The organism is Streptomyces sp. NPDC057287, from assembly GCF_042667905.1.
In the GTDB taxonomy this organism is placed as follows: Bacteria; Actinomycetota; Actinomycetes; order Streptomycetales; family Streptomycetaceae; genus Streptomyces.
The window spans coordinates 63851-80353 of record NZ_JBHUYV010000010.1; the positions used below are offsets into that span (position 1 = coordinate 63851).

Sequence of the window (16503 nt, forward strand, 5' to 3'; positions counted from 1 at the left end):
GCTCCTGTACGGGCTGCTGCGCCGCCATGCCCTCCGCCGGCCGCCGGTATACGCTGCCGGATCATGCGCATACCAGCACGCGGAACGGCCCTGGGGGCCGTTGCTCTCGCCACTGTCCTTCTGTCCGCGGTCACCGGCTGTTCCTCCGGCTCCGACGACGGTGGCGGCGGTTCACAGCTGCTCTCGGGACTCGGAAACCTTGCCGGCGACAGCAGTACGAAGCAGGTGTCCTTCCTCGACGTGGCCGCTGTACGGAAGCTGGGCAAGGGCGACCCGAAACGCTTCACGTCCATCTCGGAGCCGAGCAGCGTCATGCTGAGTCCGCACGAACCCAGTCCGCTGGGAGCGCAGTTCAGGGTGTCCCAGATCGACACCGCGGTCGACACGGACGAGGCCGGTCATTGGAAAGGCTCGTTCGACGCTTCGGCGATCACCAAGTCGCTGACGCGCGAAGGCTATACGCGGAGCGAGAAGGACGGCCAAGAGGTCTGGAGGCGTCCTGAGGGTTCGGGGCCCTCGCTCCACGTCGCGGAGAACGAGATCTCCTACTCCCTGCGGGACTCCGATCCGATGTCCGCCGTCGATCCGGAGGACGGTTCCTCCCTGGCCGACAACAAGGAGTTCCGTCGCGCGGCCGAGTGCCTGGAAGACGTGTACCGCGCCGACTTCAACCCGTTGAGCTCCTCCAATCCGGTGCGCCTGGCCGCTCTGGGGCAGCAGGCCTCCTCGGCGGCGAAGAACACGGAGGTGCTCTGCTTCGTGGTCAAGGACGACGCGGCGGCCCAGGATCTGGAAGCGGAGCTGCAGTCGGTCGTCCGCGACGAGTCACCGAAGTTCGACGGCACGAAGGTGACCGTCGAGAAGGGCGACCAGCCCGTGGTGCGGGCCGTGGTCCCGGACACGGCCGCTCAGCGGCCGGGCCGGCTGATCCTCACCGACATGGAGCTGTGGATGGCCGCTGCCGCGGACCGGTGAGCACGTCGGGACCGGTGACGGCCGGGTTCTCGCAGGGCGCGGTCCCGCCTGCGGAGCAGGTCACCGAGCCGTCGGCGCGGGGTCGGGCCCGGCCGTCCACCTGCGCCCCGGCCCCCTCATCCCGTCGCGAAGCGGGTGAGTACCGCGCCCGGGCGGATGCCGGGCAGGGCGCTCCGGAAGGTGCGGTAGTAGCCGAGCTCCTCCTTGCTGCGCAGTTCCGGTGCGCCCTCCCGCGCCGCCGCAGCCGTGAACTCCTCGTCCGTGATGCGGGTGTCCCACAGGGGGCTGAGCAGGCTCTCCGCGCCGCTGCCCGTACCGAACTGCTCCTTGCGGCGCCAGAGCAGGTGGTCGGGCAGCCGGCCGGTGAAGGCCCGGCGCAGATGGCCCTTCTCCATGCCGTCCGCCTCAAGGCCCTTCATGTGCGCGGGCAGGGACATGGCGTGAGCCATGACGTCGTGGTCGAGGAAGGGCACGCGGGCCTCCAGGCCGTGGGCCATGGTCACCCGGTCGCAGCGCTGGAGGTTGAGCCCGTGCAGCGCACCGACCGTTCGCCGGAGCTCGGCGTCCAGCTCCTCGGGGGCGGCGTGGTGCTCGTGGTAGTAGCCGTAACCGGCGAACAGCTCGTCCGCGCCCTCGCCCGTCAGCACCACCTTGACGTGCCGCGAGGCCAGTTCGGACAGGAACCAGTTGGGAACCGCGCTGCGGATGAGGCTGGCGTCGAAGGACTCCACGCACACGACCACGTCGTCGAGCATCCGCCGCGCCGCGCCGGCGTCCAGCAGCGCCTCGTGGTGCTCGGTGCCCAGGAACGCCGCGGTCTCCCGTGCGGCCAGCAGGTCCGGCGAGTCCTCGGTGCCCACCGAGAAGGTCTTGAGCGTGCGGCCCTGTCGGGCGTACAGCTCCGCGGCGACCGCGGCGACGACGCCGGAGTCGAGACCACCGGAGAGGAAGACACCGACCTCGACGTCCGCCATCAGGTGCCTGCGCACCGAGTCCGCGACGGACTCGAACGTGGCCTTCTCGACGACCTGCCGCGGCATCGCGCTCCAGTCCGCCGTCGTGCTGAGAGCGGGGACCGGTTCGGCGAAGCGTCGCAGGCCCTCCTGCGGCGTCCACCAGTGGCCGGGCGGGAAGATCTCGGCACATGGCCGCACCTCGGGCACGAAGGCGCGCAGTTCGGAGGCGAAGTGCACGGCGGTGGCTGTGCGCGCCCAGTACAAGGGCTTGATGCCGACGGCGTCGCGCGCGGCGACGAAGCGGCCGCCGGGAGTGGCCGCGCACAGGGCCCACATGCCGCGGAGCCGGTGCAGGCCTTGGGGCCCGTCGGTACGCAGCACGGCCAGGGCCGCCGCGGAGTCGGAGGAGGAGCCGAACGCGGTCGCGGGCATCTCGTCGCGCAGCGCCTGGTGGTTGTAGATCTCGCCGTTGCAGACGAGCGACCAGTCGTCGTCGCCGTTCGTGCCGCCGAGGGGCTGGTGCCCGCCGTCGAGGTCGACGATGGACAGGCGGCGGTGTCCGAGCCAGGTGTGGTCTCCGACCGTTCGCGTTCCTCGGTCGTCGGGGCCGCGGTGGGCCAGCCGGTCGAGCATGTCCTCCGCCCACGTACCGGTTCCTGCCGGCCGGGCCGGCGAACCGACGCACTCGGTGCCGATGTCCACGTGGGCGCTGTGTACTGCTGCGATTCCGCACATGACAGTCGACCCTAGGGGCTGGCCGTGCGATCAGAACAATGAGAGTTGCTGCATACGCACGCAGCGCGCAGACTGGCGGCATGGCGAGCGAGAACCTGAGCAGCGTGCACCGGGCGCTGGACGTACTGCGCGTCCTCGGGCAGGGCCCCATGGGCGTCCAGGAGGTGGCCCAGGCCGTGGGCCGGGAGAAGACGCAGGTGTCCCGGACCCTGAAGGTCCTCGCGCAGGAGGGATTCCTGGAACGGGATCCGCGCGGCCTGCGCTACCGCATCGGCTGGCAGTTGCTGGCCCTGGCCGCTTCGGCGGGTGAGGACCGGCTGCAGCACGAGGCGCCGCCGGTTCTGCGCGAGCTGGTGCACCAGGTGGGCGAGCCCGCGTACCTGACGGTGCTGTCCGGGCACGGTGTGGTGACGGTCCTGACCGAGCGGACCTCGCGCGCTCTCCAGGCCCACGAGTGGGTCGGCCGCACCTCGCCGCTGAACTGCACCTCCGCCGGACGCGCCCTGCTGTTCGGGCTCCCGGACGAGCAGGTCGAGACGCTCCTGGTCACCGGGGAGGGTGCTCGCCTGCCCGGCACGGACGCCGCGCCGCGGGATGTGCCGGCCCTGCTGGAGCGGCTGCGTACGGAGCGGGCGCGCGGCTACGCCGTGGCCGCCGAGGAGATGGAACCCGGGCTCATCGCGGTCGCCGCCCCGGTGCACGACCACCGGGGCGACGTCATCGCTGCGCTCAACGTCTCCGCACCCGTGTTCCGGCTGCCGCCCGACGCGGTGCCGCGCGTGGTGGACGCGGTCGTCGCCGCCGCTCACCGGCTGTCGGCCCGCCTCAACGGGGCCGGACCGGAGACCGCCTGAGAGGGGTCGACGCCTGTTGCTGTCGTTGTCCTGAGCGGCCGGTTTCGTGCTGCCGCCTGCTGGAGCGCCTCGCGGCAGACATGTTCGCCCCGCACCTCCGCACCACTCCCCGTGTGGGCAGACCAGGTCGGAGAAGCGGCATGCCGAGCCGTGCGAGCTCACCTACTGCCACAGGGCTCTTCAGAGGCGTAGCGGACGAGGTGATCACTGTGCCGGTCTCGGGGTACCCGCCACTCAAGGAGGTTCCATCACCATGAGTGCAGCAGCCAAGAAGAAGACCAGGTCCAGGGTGTACCTGTCGCTCGGTACCACTGCGTTCGGCGCGTTGGGCGTCGTGAAGCAAGCCAAGATGGCGCGCGAGGAGAGCGACACCCTGCGGCTGGTCGACGCCGTCATTTCAGCCGCCAAGGTCGCCACCGGTCTGGCGATCCTCTACCGCGAGCTCAAGCGTCTCGGCGATGACGACGTTTTGCTGGGTTGACGAACATCGCGAACGCGAGGCAGGTCGCACGACAGGGTCGAGCAGCCACGCGTCGGCATCAGCCGCTCCGTGGCCCAGGAGCTGATCTGTCTGATGGCCGGCAGTGCCATCACGTATGCCCCCGCCTCACAGGGTGGGGGCATACGGCGCACAGAACCGATCGCGGCTTCACGAACCAGGGCTCCGGCTGACCGGTTCCACCGCGGCGGCCGTCCTTGGGAAGCGGCCTAACAGTGACTGCCGTCAGGGCACTCGGCGAGCAGCACTCCGAAGACCCAGAAGAAGAGAACCGGCACAGCGGACACGGCCCCCATGACGGCGAAGCGCCGACGCGCCTGCGGTCGATGCCGCACGAGCGCCAGCGCGAACCCCATGGCCGGCGCGGCCACCGCACTGATCAGGGCCGCCGACCCGAACATCCTGCCGAACTGCTCCCGTACCTCCGGAGCTCCCCTCACATGTGCGATGACCGGGATCAGCAGGATGAGAGGAGTGGCCGCCCACCACCACGCGAGCACGGTGATCACACGATCCACCCAGGAAGGCGTCCGAACGGCAGACCGCACACCACTCGCCCGCCGGTCGGCACGGCCGTTCGGAGACAACATGCCGAGATCATAGGTCGCACAGTTGCTCGACCGGGGGGAACCGTGAGGATCCGAACGGTCTCGGTGTCGCTGCCCCGCTCGCCGTCGTCAGAGGGGAGACGGCTTCATGAACCACTTCTCGATGGCCGCCCGCGAGCTCAGCCGATGGCGACGCCTTGTGCACGTCGTACAAGAACCCGGTGTACGGGCGGAACAGCCCTGGGCGGGGTGTGCCGAGGCACGAGGCCTCAGAGGCCGCCCAGCTCGGCCGCGAGATCCGCATCGCGCATGCCGGGGAAGGCGTAGCCGTCGGTCTCGTCCCAAGGGACGTCGAGGTCGTCCATGTGCACACGCCACTCCGCTCCTGGCAGAGCACGGCGCAACTCGGTCACCGAACCCAGCACATGGTCGAGCACCGGCAGCACACGGCCGGGATCGAGTGGCAGCTTGGTGGACCCGGCAATGATCTCGTCCGGTCGGCTGTCATCGACGTCGTACAGGTACAGACTTTCCTGGTCCTGATACGGGAAGGCCGCCACGTGAGCAGCGACGATGCGCTCGACAGCGGCCGCCTCGGCCTCCGTCGGGGGCTGCGACCGGCTCGCACAACAGTAGAGGGAGACGCTCATGGCCCGAGCGTACCTAGGGGGTACGACAGAGTCGTCAGGCCATGAGTGACGCGGCAGGCGAGGAGCTCTGTGGTGGGATGGTGCCGTGAGCAGCACCGTCGAGGACACCAACCGCCGCATGCTTCGCGCGCGCGACGCGATGGACCGAGCGTATGCGCAGCCACTGGACGTCCCGGCCCTGGCCCGGATCGCCCACGTCTCACCGGCACACTTCGCCCGCACCTTCCGGACCACGTTCGGCGAGACTCCGCACCGCTACCTTCAGCGCCGCCGCGTGGAGCGTGCGATGTTCCTGCTGCGGGAGAGCGACCGCAGTGTCACGGACATCTGCTACGAGGTGGGCTTCGGCAGCACCGGCACCTTCAGCCGCACGTTCCGCGACATCGTCGGCCGCTCACCGAGGACGTACCGCAAGGAAGCGGCAGCCATGAACGTACCCACGTGCTTCACGAAGGCGTGGACGCGGCCGAGCGCCTGAGCGCTCCTCCCCCGGGCTTGGACTCAGCAGTTCTGGATAAGTTCTCACCGGCCCCGGCGGCTAGCGTGAAGAACATGTTCAACGCAATCACGCACTCACAGATCTTCGTCCTCGACCAGGACGAGGCCCTCGACTTCTACGTCGGCAAGCTCGGCCTGGAGGTCAACGCCGACGTCGACATGGGCTTCATGCGCTGGCTCACGGTCAGCGTCCCCGGCCATCCCGACCGCCAGGTCCTGCTGGAGAAGCCCGGCCCCCCGGCGATGTCCGAGGACACGGCCGAGCAGGTCCGGGACCTGCTGACCAAGGGCGCGCTGGGCGCCGCACTCATCCTCACCACCGACGACTGCCGCAAGACGTACGAGACCCTGCTGGCCAGGGGTGTGGAGTTCACGGACGAGCCGACGGAGCGCCCGTACGGGATCGACTGCGGCCTGCGCGACCCGTTCGGCAACCACCTCCGCTTCACCCAGCTGAAGGGCTGAGAGCCGGGGGCGGACACCGTCTGATCGAAGCGGCGACAGGCCGGCGGTACGGGACACCCCGCCGCGGACGGTCCGCCGACGTCTGCCCTTCCTCGCCGCAGGAGTCGGGCGTCCGCTCGCCGCTCCCGCCGGCCCACGCCCGGGGCCTCGCGTCTCACCACCCGCGCAGCGCCGGTGATTCACCGTGTGAAGGTTCACTCCGGGATGGTCGGGTTCGTTGATCAAGGGTTGCGAGCCCTCCTTACGCGCGGGTAACAACATGCCTTATGAACCTCTTCAGCCGCAGCTCCTTGCTCCGCCGTCCGGAGACCCGTCCGGAGGAGTCGATCTCCGCCCCGGCGGCCGCAGCTACCGCGGTTCTGCCTGATCCCCGCCTGGCCGCGCTGAGCGGGGAGTGGATGATCGACCCCGCGCACAGCAGGATCGGCTTCTCCGTGCGGCACGCGATGGTGACGACGGTGCGGGGCGCGTTCCTGGAGTACGAGAGCCGCCTCTACTTCGACGGGCGCGATCCGGCGCGATCCCGGGCCGAGATCTCGCTCGCCTCCGGGAGTGTCGACACCGGCGTCGAGCAGCGTGACGCGCACGTGGTCGGACGCGACTTCCTGAACGCCGCGAAGCACCCGCGCATCACCTTCGTCAGCACCGCCGTGCAGCTCATCGGCAAGGACGTCTACCGCATGACCGGCGGCCTCACGATCAGGGGCATCACCAACCCCGTGGTCCTGGACCTCACCTACATCGGTTACGTCACGGACCCTTTCGGCTACGAGCGTGTCGGCTTCGACGGGACCACGACCATCAACCGATCGGACTGGGGCCTGACCTACAACGCCCGGCTGGCCGAGGGCGGCGCCATGGTGAGCGAGAGGCTCCGACTGCAGTTCGACATCGCCGCCATCCGCACCCCCGGCTCCGTCTGACTTCGCATCAGCCGACCGGGCCGCCGGACGCGCCCCTGAACGTGTTGCGGTAGGCGCGCGGCGACACACCCAGCGCCCCACGGAAGTGCTGCCGCAGGGCGGTGCCGGTCCCGAAGCCGGAGTCGGCGGCGATCCTGTCGACCGGCAGGTCGGTCCGTTCCAGCAACTGGCGTGCCCGGTCGACCCGTTGCTGGATGAGCCACTGCACGGGGGTGAGCCCGGCCTCCTGCCGGAAACGCCGGTTGAACGTACGCACACTCATCGACGCCCGGTCGGCCAACTCAGCGAGTGTCAGCGGGCGGTGGAGGTGCGCCAGGGCGAACTCCCTGGCCGGGCCGGTCGAGCACTGCTGGGGCGGGGTGACCGGGCGCTCGATGTACTGGGCCTGGCCGCCTTCCCGGTGCGGGGGTACGACGGTGCCGCGGGCGACCGTGTTGGCGACCTCCGCCCCGTGGTCGGTGCGGATCATGTGGAGGCAGAGGTCGATGCCCGACGCCACGCCCGCCGAGGTGAGGACCCCGCGGTCGTCGGTGTACAGGACGTCGGCGTCCACCTCGACCTCCGGGTAGAGCGCACGGAACTCCTCGCACGACTTCCAGTGCGTCGTGGCCCGTCGCCCGGTGAGCAGACCCGCCGCCGCCAGGACGAAGGAGCCGGTGCAGATCGACGCCACCCGCGCGGTCTCGGGGACACGGGTCAGCGCGTCGGCCACGTCGACGCCGATCCGCCCGCGTTCCTGCGGCTCGTAGTCCTCCTGCGCGGCCGGCACGATGACGGTGTCCGCGTGGTCCAGCGCCTCGGGCCCGACGGCCACGTTGATGGTGAAGTCGGTGTCCGTCGGCACGACACCGGGCCGCGGCGTGCAGGTGACGACCTCGTACAAGGGGTCGCCGGACGCCGAGACCGCCTGCCCGAAGAGCCGGTGCACGATGCCGAGTTCCATGGGAATCAGTCCCGGACGCACGAGCACGACCACCTGGTGCCTGTCACTGTCCCTCGCCATGGCCAGATTCTTGCAGAAGTGGTCCATGTGGCCAGTGGTTGCCGTGCGGGGGCGCACGGACGATCGAACGCATGGAAACAGTCACCACGCCGACGCCCCGTGACCGCTTCGGCCACCGAGCCTGGTGGGTCGCGGGCGCCGCGCTGCTTGCCGTTGTCGTGGCAGGCGCCTTCTCGACGGTGCCCGGTCTGCTCACCGGCCCCCTGCACGGGGAATTCGGCTGGTCCCGGGGAACGATCGGCCTGGCGGCGTCCGTGAACATGATCCTCTACGGTCTCACCGCCCCGTTCGCAGCCGCTCTCATGGACCGCTTCGGGATGCGCCGGGTCGTCGTCGTCGCCCTCCTCGCCATCGCCTCGGGGGCCGGACTCACCACCGTCATGGCCACGGCCTGGCAGTTCACCCTGTACTGGGGCCTGCTCGTCGGCCTTGGCACCGGCTCCATGGCCACGGCGTTCGGCGCCACCGTCGCCCAGCGCTGGTTCGTACGCCGTCGCGGACTGGTCACCGGCCTCATCGCCTCCGGCAGCGTCTTCGGACAGATGGTGTTCCTTCCCGCCCTCTCCTGGACCGTGGACCACCACGGCTGGCGCCCGTCCCTCGTCAGCCTGGTTCTCGCGGCGTGCGCCACCGCACCGCTGATGTGGCTCGTGCTGCGGGACCACCCCGCAGATGTAGGCCTCGCGGCCTACGGCGCCGGCCGGAAGGCGGAGAGGCCCGCACCCACCGAGGGTGCGGGGCGCAGGGCGGTGTCCGTGCTGCTCGCCTCGGCGCGCACCGGCCCGTTCTGGCTGACCGCCGGTGCCTTCGCGATCTGCGGAGCGTCCACCAACGGCATCATGTGGACGCACTTCACCCCTGCCGCCCATGATCACGGCATGCCCGCCACCACCGCGTCGTCGCTGCTCGCGGCGATCGGGGTATTCAACGTCATCGGCACCGTCGCATCGGGGTGGGCCACGGACCGCTCCGACCCCCGCCGGCTGCTCGCCGCGTTCTTCGCCCTGCGCGGCCTGCTCCTGATGTGCCTGCCCCTGCTCATGAGCGCCACGGTCGAGCCGTCGATGTCGGCCTTCGTCGTCGCCTTCGGACTGCTCGACCTGGCCACCGTCCCGCCCGTCATCGCTCTGTGCCGTGAGTTCTACGGCGACGACGGCGCGATCGTCTTCGGCTGGGTCGGCGCGGCCCACCAGATCGGCGCCGCCCTGGCAGCGTACGGAGGAGGAGCCGCGCGGGACGCCTTCGGTACGTACGCTCCCGTGTGGATGTCCCTGGGCGCACTGTGCGCGGCGGCGGCCCTGCTGTCGCTGCTCGTGCGGCGCTCCCCCGGCCGGACGGTGGGCCGGCCGGTCAGCCGCACGATGCCCGGCTCTCCGGCGGAGAAGGCCGGCAGGGCGGGTTGATGTGCCCGGTCATAAAGTTCTCGGATCTGTCGAGCAAGCGACCTACGCTGAGCCCTGTCCGCACTATCTGGGAGAAGAATGACAAGCAGGTTCACCGAGTTGACCGTCGACTGCCACGATCCGGAGAGGCTTGCGGCCTTCTGGTGCGAGGTCCTGGACTTCAAGGTGATCGACCGGGACGAGGGCAAGGTCGAGATCGGCTCCTGGGTTCCCACCGTCGAGGATGTCCGGGCCCGCCAGATGCCGCCCACCCTGGTGTTCATCCGCGTACCCGAGGGCAAGGCCGGCAAGAACCGGCTTCATCTCGATGTCAGCCCGATCGACGGCAGCACGGAGGACGAGGTGACCAGGCTGCTCGGCCTCGGCGCCACGAGGACGGACGTGGGCCAGGGCCCCGATCGGAGCTGGGTGGTCATGGCCGACCCGGAGGGCAATGAGTTCGACGTCCTGCGCACGCTGGCACCGCGGGACCAGACCGCCTCTTTCGGACCACCTCCCCGACCGGACGAGGACGGCTCGGCCAGGACCACATCCGGTGGGGTCCTGGGCCGGCCGACCGGCCGGGCGCCTGCATCCCGGCCATGACCTCGGGCGTCACCTGGCTGGCCGGGCGTCACCTGGCTGGCCGGGCGTCACCTGGCTGGCCGGGCGTCACGACGAACGTGGTCTCACCGAACCTTGAGCGGCGCTCCTCACAGGCCCCGGTGACCTGAGTCGATCGAACCTCACTGAGTTCCGGACACCGCCGGACAGCCCTTAGCCGCCGTAGACCGCCTGTGACTCCGAGAGCACCTCCGCGAAGTCCTGTGCCAGATGGACCGCTTCCGCGGGAGTGAGGGTTGCGGTGGTGACGCGCACCGCGGGTGCGGAGGCGATGCGGAATCGGGTTCCCGCCGCGGTCCACCAGCCCCTGGTGCGCAGCCCGTTGACGACGGCCGACTCGTCCCGGACCGGCACCCACAGGTTGAGGCCGCTCACCCCGTGGGACGGGATGCCGTGCCCCGCCAGCTCCGCGCCGAGGGCTTCGCGACGGGTGGTGTAGGTGCGGGCCGCCTCGGCCACCAGCCGGGTCACCGCCGGGTCGGTCAGGAGGTCCGCGACGGTCGTCTGGAGGATGTGGCTGACCCACCCGGAAGTCAGCAACAATCTTCCGTCGTGACGCGCGAGGGTGGCGGGGTCGCAGGCCAGGGCTGCCCAGCGCAGGTCGATCCCGAGGTGCTTGGACACCGTACGAACGTGGGCCCAGTGGGGCAGACCGCCGGATGCGAGGGTGACGGCGTCCGCACCGGCGATGTCCGCGTTGTGGTCGTCCTCCACGACCAGTACGTCCGGGAAGTCGCGCAGCACGGAGAGGAGTTGCTCCCTCCGGCCAGGGGTGAAGCGGGCGCCGAGCGGACTCTGGCCCCGGGGGCTGCACACCAGAGCCCGGGCTCCCGCGCGCAGCGCGGTGCGCAGCATCTCCGGGCGTATGCCCTCCTCGTCCACCGCCACCGGCAGCATGCGCAGGCCCAACGCCGGCACGAGGTCGAGAAGGTGGTGGAAGCCGGGGTCCTCCACGGCCACTGCGTCCCCGGGTCTGAGCTCGGTGGACAGCAGCCTGGCGATGCAGTCCAGAGCGCCGTGGGCGAAGCTCACCGAGCCCGTCGGCACTCCGTCGCGGGCGAACCAGGCGCGGGCGGCGTCCTCCAGCCGGGCGAGCCTCGGCGAGGCGCGGTGAGATCCGGGCACGGGCTCCACCCTGGCCGGTGGGGCCAGCACCGGCAGACAGGCGGGATCAGGATGGCCGCCCGCCAGGTCGCGCAGCCCGGCAGGCACCCGGGGCGGCCGGCGCGAGGTGACCGCGGGGACGGAGGCCACCACCGTGCCGCCACGGCCCAGGGTCACCACCACTCCACGGCCGCGGAGCTCCTTGTACGCCGCGGCGACCGTCCCCGCGCTCACGCCCAGCCCCTCAGCGAGCCGCCGCACGGGAGGCAGTGAGGCGCCCGGCCGCAACGCCCCGTCGGCCACGCGGCTTTCGACGGAAGCGGAAATCTCTCTGGCCGTACCGCCCGTGATCCCATATTGTTCTGCCACAGAGCACAGTTTGTACCGATACAAAGTTCATGTCAAGGGGGATTCCGATGGAACCGACGCGGAGCCGCGTGCCGTTGGCCCGGCGCATTGCCGTCCCGGGCGGACGCGACGGACGGCGGATGCTGGTCGTCGCCGTCATCGACAAGGTGGGCACGGGGCTCTGGGCCGGGGCAGCGACGCTCTACTTCCTCTACGTCGCGCACCTGTCGGTCGGTCAGATCGGCATGCTGATGGGACTCTCCGGAATCCTCGGCATAGCCGGGCCCCCACTCGCGGGGCGGCTGGCCGATCGCTTTCCCGTGACCCGCATCCTGGTCATCGCCCAACTGGCCAGAGGCGCGGCCCTCCTGGCCCTGCTGACGACGAACGACTACGTACTGCTGGTGCTGTTCTCGGCGCTGGGGTCGCTGCCGGACCGTGCGTCGAGCGTGCTGACCAAGCTGTTCGCCGCTCGTGTCGCGGGCCCTCACCGCATCCGGTACCAGGCGATCCAGCGCACCGCCGTGAACATCGGCTGGGCCGTCGGTGCGGCCGGAGCCGCTGCCGCGCTCACCGTCGGCACCACCGCCTCCTACCAGGCCCTCCTGCTCGCCAACGTGGCCTCCTACGTGGTCATCGGAGCCCTGACCCTGCGATGCGCCGAGCCGTCGGCCCCCAGCCGGATCGTCACCGGGCCCGACGCCCCGCTCTCCCGGGCCGGGACGGCAACACCCTGGCGGGACCGTCGCTACCTCGCGTTCACCGGGTCGGAGATCTGGCTGTTCCTGGACGACAGCATCCTCCAGGTCGGGTTCCCCCTGTGGATCGTCCACGCCACCACCGCCCCGGTCGGACTGGCACCGCTCGTCCTCGTACTCAACAGCGTGCTGGTGATCGCGCTCCAGGTCCCCCTCTCCCGCTTCGCGGCGTCGAGGGCGGCCGCCCGGCGTCTCCTCGTCCCGATCGGCGCCGCGTTCCTGACGGGAGGGGTGACGCTCGCGGCCTCGGCCGGCGGCGGCCCCTGGTTCGCCACAGGGGCCGTCCTCCTCGCGGCCGTCGCCTTCACGCTGGCCGAGATCCTGCACTCCCTCTCCTCATGGGAACTCTCCGTCGCCCTGGCCCCCGGGGAGGCGCAGGGCGCCTACCTCGGCGTGCACGGCCTGGCCCAGTCGGCGCAGCGCAGCCTCGGCCCCATCGTCGTCGGGGCCGCCGTGAGCGCGGGGCCGTTCGCCTGGCCGGTGCTCGGCGCCACCCTCGTGGCGGCCTGCCTGGCCCAGCACCGACTGGTCAGGCCGCCCGCCCCACCGGACGCCGCACCGAGCGAGGGCACGACGAAGACCCGCACGGCCGAATGCCCCGGTCGGCCTCCCGGCGCATCACCAACCCCGCCCACGCGGACGCGTACGCACGGAAGTTGAACCGCAACCGGACCGGACGGGATCGGACCCGATCCCGGAGGCGCTCAGCGGGCGAGCAGCGTGACGACGAACGGTATGGCACCCGTGACCATCGCGAGCAGTGTGGACGCGAGGGTCTGACCGTTGACCACCGTGGTCGGACTTGCGAGGACGTAGGAGAGGAGGTCGTTGATCCGGGCGTCCTCGTCGCTGACCTCAGCAGCCCGTGCGGGTGCCCTTGCGGGGAGGGCCTGTTCGATTCGCTCGATGACTTTGGCACGCACCTGTTCGACCGCAGCCGAGAGGCGCCACTGCGAGTACAGGGCGAAGAGAGTGATCGTCGCCATGAACACGCCCGCAAGGGTCCACTTCGTCACGGTCAGCAGAGTGTTACCGGGAGACATCCTGGACACCTGTATGACGGGCACGAAGGCGAGGGTCACACCCGCCGCCGCCAGCAGAGCCACGAAGCGGTACCAACGGGCGATCCTCTCGATGCCCACGGTTTTCGCCGGTGCGAACCAGAGCAGTTTGATGTGGCGGACATTCGTGACGATCCGAGCCAGCCTGACAGCTCTGAGGATCCAGTAGACGCTGTTGGCAGCGGCGGCTCCGGTGATAGCCACCGTCAGATACGAGGCGAGGTCCACGTACAGGTGCTGGGTGACCCGCTCGGCGCGGGTCAGCGCGAAGAGGACCACGAGCGCGGCGACCGAGCCGACGGCCATGTAGGCGTACTGGCGGCTCAGAGCGGTACCGCGATCGATCCACCCGCGTACGGCCGTGCGGCCGGCATCGGTGAGCATACGGTCCAAGGACCCGGTCATGGCGAGGAACGCACGGCATCCCATCCACTGGAGCAGGACCACGCAGAAGTCGACTGCCGTGTAGAAGAAGATCCACATGTAGTAGGAACGGGCATTCGGAGTCTGCGTGGCAAAGGCGACTTGATGTATCACCGCTACCGGAACGGGGAGCAGCAGGACCGACAAGGACGGCAGGAAGCGCGTGAACTTCCACGAGATCGTCGTACCGGTCGCTCGCAGTCCGAAGAGCCGCAGCACGGCGAAAGAGGTCATGTCCGACGGAAACCGGTCGGGAAGGTCTCCTGCCACAGGTGCAGCCCCCCGATGCGCCACGCGGGTGAGTGAGCCGATCCCCAAAGGGTGACATGTCGTCAGGTGGGAGACAAGTACCCGAGCGCGCATGACCGGGATCCGGAGAGCCGACATCGACTCGGTTCCTGGACCCGGGAGCCGCCCCCGGTCAGGCTCCGGCGTTCCGCCACTTCCATGTCCGGGCCTCGGCCCCGGGGTGGGCACGGCTGCCTCGCCGGCAAGCCCTGGCCCCCGCGGCAGGGGCGGCTACCCGGCGTCCGCAGAGCCCAAGACGTGGTCCGCAGCCGGGGCCCGCACACCCGGCGGCTTGTCGAAGGCGCTGAACGTGGTGGTGCTCCGGAAGTCGCTGCTTTTGTAGACGACCTGGAGGGGAATCCGCCGGGCCCCCCGTGCGGCACGAGGACGTACGGGTTGCGGTTGACCCGATGGCGAGACGATACGTATCGTTCAGACATTCTCCCGAAGGAGCATCACCATGGAGCACTTCGTCGACGCGGCGCCCGGTGTGCGTCTGTGGGTGGAGGAGCAAGGGCCGTCCGACGCCCCGGCCCTCCTCCTGATCATGGGGGCACAGGCTTCCGGACTGGGCTGGCCGGACGCACTGGTCGGCCGACTCGCGGCTCACCACCGCGTGATCCGCTACGACCACCGGGACACCGGGCGTTCCACCTGGGCGTTCGACCAGCAGCCGTACGCGATCACCGACCTCGCCGAGGACGCCGTGGCGGTCCTGGACTCCCTGGGCGTCGATCGCGCCCACGTCGTGGGCCTGTCCCTGGGCGGAATGCTCGCCCAGTTGCTCGTCGCGGACCACCCGGACCGCCTGCTGAGCGCCACCCTGATCGGGACGTGCGCGCTCAGCTCCACCCCGTACACCCGCCCGGACGGCACGCTCCTCCCGTCCGGGGACCTGCCAGGCGTCGCTCCCCACGTGCTGGAGATGTGGGCCCTTCCGGTCGAGGATCACGGCCTGGAGGCCGAATTGGACCGCCGGGTCGCGCACTGGCGGGCCTTGGGCGGTGAGCGGATCCCCTTCGACGCCGAGAGTGCACGCACCTCGGAGAGGAAGATCATCGAGCACACCGGCCACTACGCCACCAGCACCGCGCACGGCCGGGCGGACACGGCCGGCATGGACCGCACCGAGGAGCTGGCCACCACGGAGGTGCCCACCCTGGTGATCTCCGCACCGGCGGAGCCGGTCTTCCCTCCGCCGCACGCTCAGCATCTGGCCCAGGTGGTGCGCGGCGCCCGGCTCGTCGAGATCCCCGGCATGGGCCACGCCCTGCCCCGGCAGATCCTCGCTCCGCTGGCCGCCGCCGTCCTGGACCACACGGCCGGGCACTGACACCGAGACCCCCGTGCGCGCGCCGGGCGCACCGGCCGCCGTCGGCACCACCTCCGGCACCGGACAGCGGTCTCCGCCCGGGCCGGAGGTGTCCGCATGAAGTGGCCTGCCCGTGTGCCCCGCTGATGGGTGATCAGCGAGTGATCACCGGGGTAACGTGGCCGAACACGAGTCCGACCGGGCCGTCTTGGCCGCACGAGGTGACGAACCATGAACGAATACCCGCTGCCCACACCCCATCCCGCGAACGCGCATCCCGCCCGCGTCTACAACGTCTGGCTGGGCGGCAAGGACCACTATCCGGTGGACCAGGAGGCGGCCGATCTCGCCGCCCGGGCGAATCCGACCATCGTGCCGTCGGTGCGGGCCAACCGGGCCTTCCTCGGCCGCGCCGTGCGTCACCTCGCGACGGCCGGGATCCGTCAGTTCCTCGACATCGGCACGGGCATCCCCGCCGCTGAGAACACGCACGAGGTGGCTCAGCAGGCCGCCCCCGAATCGCGCGTCGTGTACGTCGACAACGACCCGATCGTGCTCACCCACGCGCGGGCGCTGCTGGTCAGCGGCCCCGAGGGGCAGACCGACTACGTGCAGGCGGACGCCCGGGACGTGGACGCGATTCTCGACGCGGCGTCACGCACCCTGGACCTGAGCCGGCCGGTCGGTCTGATGCTGGTGGCGATCCTGCAGTACATCAAGGACGCGGAGGACCCGTGGGACATCACCCGGCGCCTGCTGGACCGCCTGGCGCCGGGCAGCTACCTCGTCCTGTCCCACCCGGCCGTGGACGTCACCACCCCCGAGGTCGCGGAGTCGATGCGGATCTACAACGAGCGCGCCGCCAGCAACGCCTCCGCGACCCCGCGCACCCGGAAGGAGGTGGAGCGCTTCTGCGAGGGGCTGGAGCTCCTGGAACCGGGCGTGGTCACCCTGACGCGCTGGCGCCCCGGGCCGTCCGACGTCCCGGACGATGCTCTGCCCATGTGGTGTGCGGTCGCCCGTAAGGGGTGACGGAGACCTTCCACCACGGTGCGCCCGGGCGCACCCGACGAGCGGCCGCGACGGCCTGCCGTCGT

General features: G+C 70.6%; 16 protein-coding genes and 1 pseudogene. 11 read left to right on the plus strand and 6 right to left on the minus strand.

The features are described 5' to 3' along the window. Positions 1-63: 63 nt before the first annotated feature. Positions 64-975, plus strand: coding sequence for a hypothetical protein (locus ACFUNE_RS20505; protein WP_383569664.1), 912 nt, complete (start codon positions 64-66; stop codon positions 973-975). Positions 976-1091: 116 nt separating this feature from the next. On the opposite strand, the gene asnB is transcribed toward ACFUNE_RS20505, so the two are convergent. Then, positions 1092-2633 (minus strand): asparagine synthase (glutamine-hydrolyzing), encoded by a 1542-nt coding sequence (asnB, locus tag ACFUNE_RS20510; RefSeq protein ID WP_383569667.1) that lies wholly within the window; start codon positions 2631-2633, stop codon positions 1092-1094. Positions 2634-2746: 113 nt separating this feature from the next. Between asnB and ACFUNE_RS20515 the strand changes: the two genes are divergently transcribed. Both ACFUNE_RS20515 and ACFUNE_RS20520 read left to right on the plus strand, forming a co-directional pair. Then, positions 2747-3520 (plus strand): IclR family transcriptional regulator, encoded by a 774-nt coding sequence (locus tag ACFUNE_RS20515; RefSeq protein WP_383569670.1) that lies wholly within the window; start codon positions 2747-2749, stop codon positions 3518-3520. Between the two features lie 253 nt (positions 3521-3773). After that, on the plus strand, positions 3774-4001 hold the full coding sequence (locus tag ACFUNE_RS20520) for a hypothetical protein (RefSeq protein ID WP_383569673.1): 228 nt from the start codon (positions 3774-3776) through the stop codon (positions 3999-4001). A gap of 227 nt (positions 4002-4228) precedes the next feature. On the opposite strand, the gene ACFUNE_RS20525 is transcribed toward ACFUNE_RS20520, so the two are convergent. Together ACFUNE_RS20525 and ACFUNE_RS20530 are read right to left on the minus strand one after the other, a co-directional pair. After that, complete coding sequence (locus ACFUNE_RS20525) at positions 4229-4537, minus strand: hypothetical protein (protein ID WP_383569676.1); 309 nt, start codon at positions 4535-4537, stop codon at positions 4229-4231. A 299-nt stretch (positions 4538-4836) separates the two neighbouring features. Beyond that, a complete protein-coding gene (locus ACFUNE_RS20530) occupies positions 4837-5217 on the minus strand; it encodes a hypothetical protein (protein WP_383569678.1) in 381 nt (126 codons plus the stop codon). A 118-nt stretch (positions 5218-5335) separates the two neighbouring features. Between ACFUNE_RS20530 and ACFUNE_RS20535 the strand changes: the two genes are divergently transcribed. The 3 genes from ACFUNE_RS20535 to ACFUNE_RS20545 all read left to right on the plus strand — a co-directional run bounded on the left by ACFUNE_RS20535 (position 5336) and on the right by ACFUNE_RS20545 (position 7103). Next, positions 5336-5695: a helix-turn-helix domain-containing protein gene (locus ACFUNE_RS20535; RefSeq protein WP_383570306.1), complete on the plus strand. Its 360-nt coding sequence runs from the start codon at positions 5336-5338 to the stop codon at positions 5693-5695. 74 nt (positions 5696-5769) lie between these two features. Beyond that, positions 5770-6180 carry a VOC family protein gene (locus tag ACFUNE_RS20540; RefSeq protein WP_383569681.1) on the plus strand — a complete coding sequence of 137 codons (411 nt, stop codon included), beginning with the start codon at positions 5770-5772 and terminating at the stop codon, positions 6178-6180. 266 nt (positions 6181-6446) lie between these two features. Then, entirely contained in the window at positions 6447-7103 is a 657-nt protein-coding gene (locus ACFUNE_RS20545) for a YceI family protein (RefSeq protein ID WP_383569684.1), read from the plus strand. A gap of 7 nt (positions 7104-7110) precedes the next feature. Here the strand turns inward: ACFUNE_RS20545 and ACFUNE_RS20550 are convergent, their stop codons facing one another. Continuing rightward, complete coding sequence (locus tag ACFUNE_RS20550; protein ID WP_383569687.1) at positions 7111-8106, minus strand: GlxA family transcriptional regulator; 996 nt, start codon at positions 8104-8106, stop codon at positions 7111-7113. A 71-nt stretch (positions 8107-8177) separates the two neighbouring features. Between ACFUNE_RS20550 and ACFUNE_RS20555 the strand changes: the two genes are divergently transcribed. Both ACFUNE_RS20555 and ACFUNE_RS20560 read left to right on the plus strand, forming a co-directional pair. Then, positions 8178-9509, plus strand: coding sequence for an MFS transporter (locus ACFUNE_RS20555; protein WP_383569690.1), 1332 nt, complete (start codon positions 8178-8180; stop codon positions 9507-9509). Between the two features lie 78 nt (positions 9510-9587). Beyond that, positions 9588-9974, plus strand: a pseudogene (locus ACFUNE_RS20560) (VOC family protein); the annotation flags it as partial. Positions 9975-10265: 291 nt separating this feature from the next. Here ACFUNE_RS20560 and ACFUNE_RS20565 read toward each other — a convergent pair. After that, positions 10266-11585: a GntR family transcriptional regulator gene (locus tag ACFUNE_RS20565; protein ID WP_383569693.1), complete on the minus strand. Its 1320-nt coding sequence runs from the start codon at positions 11583-11585 to the stop codon at positions 10266-10268. 47 nt (positions 11586-11632) lie between these two features. On the opposite strand from ACFUNE_RS20565, the gene ACFUNE_RS20570 reads away from it, so the two are divergent. Beyond that, positions 11633-12982, plus strand: coding sequence for an MFS transporter (locus tag ACFUNE_RS20570; protein WP_383569696.1), 1350 nt, complete (start codon positions 11633-11635; stop codon positions 12980-12982). 44 nt (positions 12983-13026) lie between these two features. Here ACFUNE_RS20570 and ACFUNE_RS20575 read toward each other — a convergent pair whose 3' ends face one another. Next, positions 13027-14040: a hypothetical protein gene (locus ACFUNE_RS20575; protein ID WP_383569699.1), complete on the minus strand. Its 1014-nt coding sequence runs from the start codon at positions 14038-14040 to the stop codon at positions 13027-13029. Positions 14041-14554: 514 nt separating this feature from the next. Here ACFUNE_RS20575 and ACFUNE_RS20580 point away from each other — a divergent pair. Together ACFUNE_RS20580 and ACFUNE_RS20585 are read left to right on the plus strand one after the other, a co-directional pair. After that, entirely contained in the window at positions 14555-15427 is an 873-nt protein-coding gene (locus ACFUNE_RS20580) for an alpha/beta fold hydrolase (RefSeq protein ID WP_383569702.1), read from the plus strand. Positions 15428-15637: 210 nt separating this feature from the next. After that, positions 15638-16438 carry an SAM-dependent methyltransferase gene (locus ACFUNE_RS20585; protein ID WP_383569705.1) on the plus strand — a complete coding sequence of 267 codons (801 nt, stop codon included), beginning with the start codon at positions 15638-15640 and terminating at the stop codon, positions 16436-16438. The last annotated feature ends 65 nt before the right edge of the window (positions 16439-16503 follow it).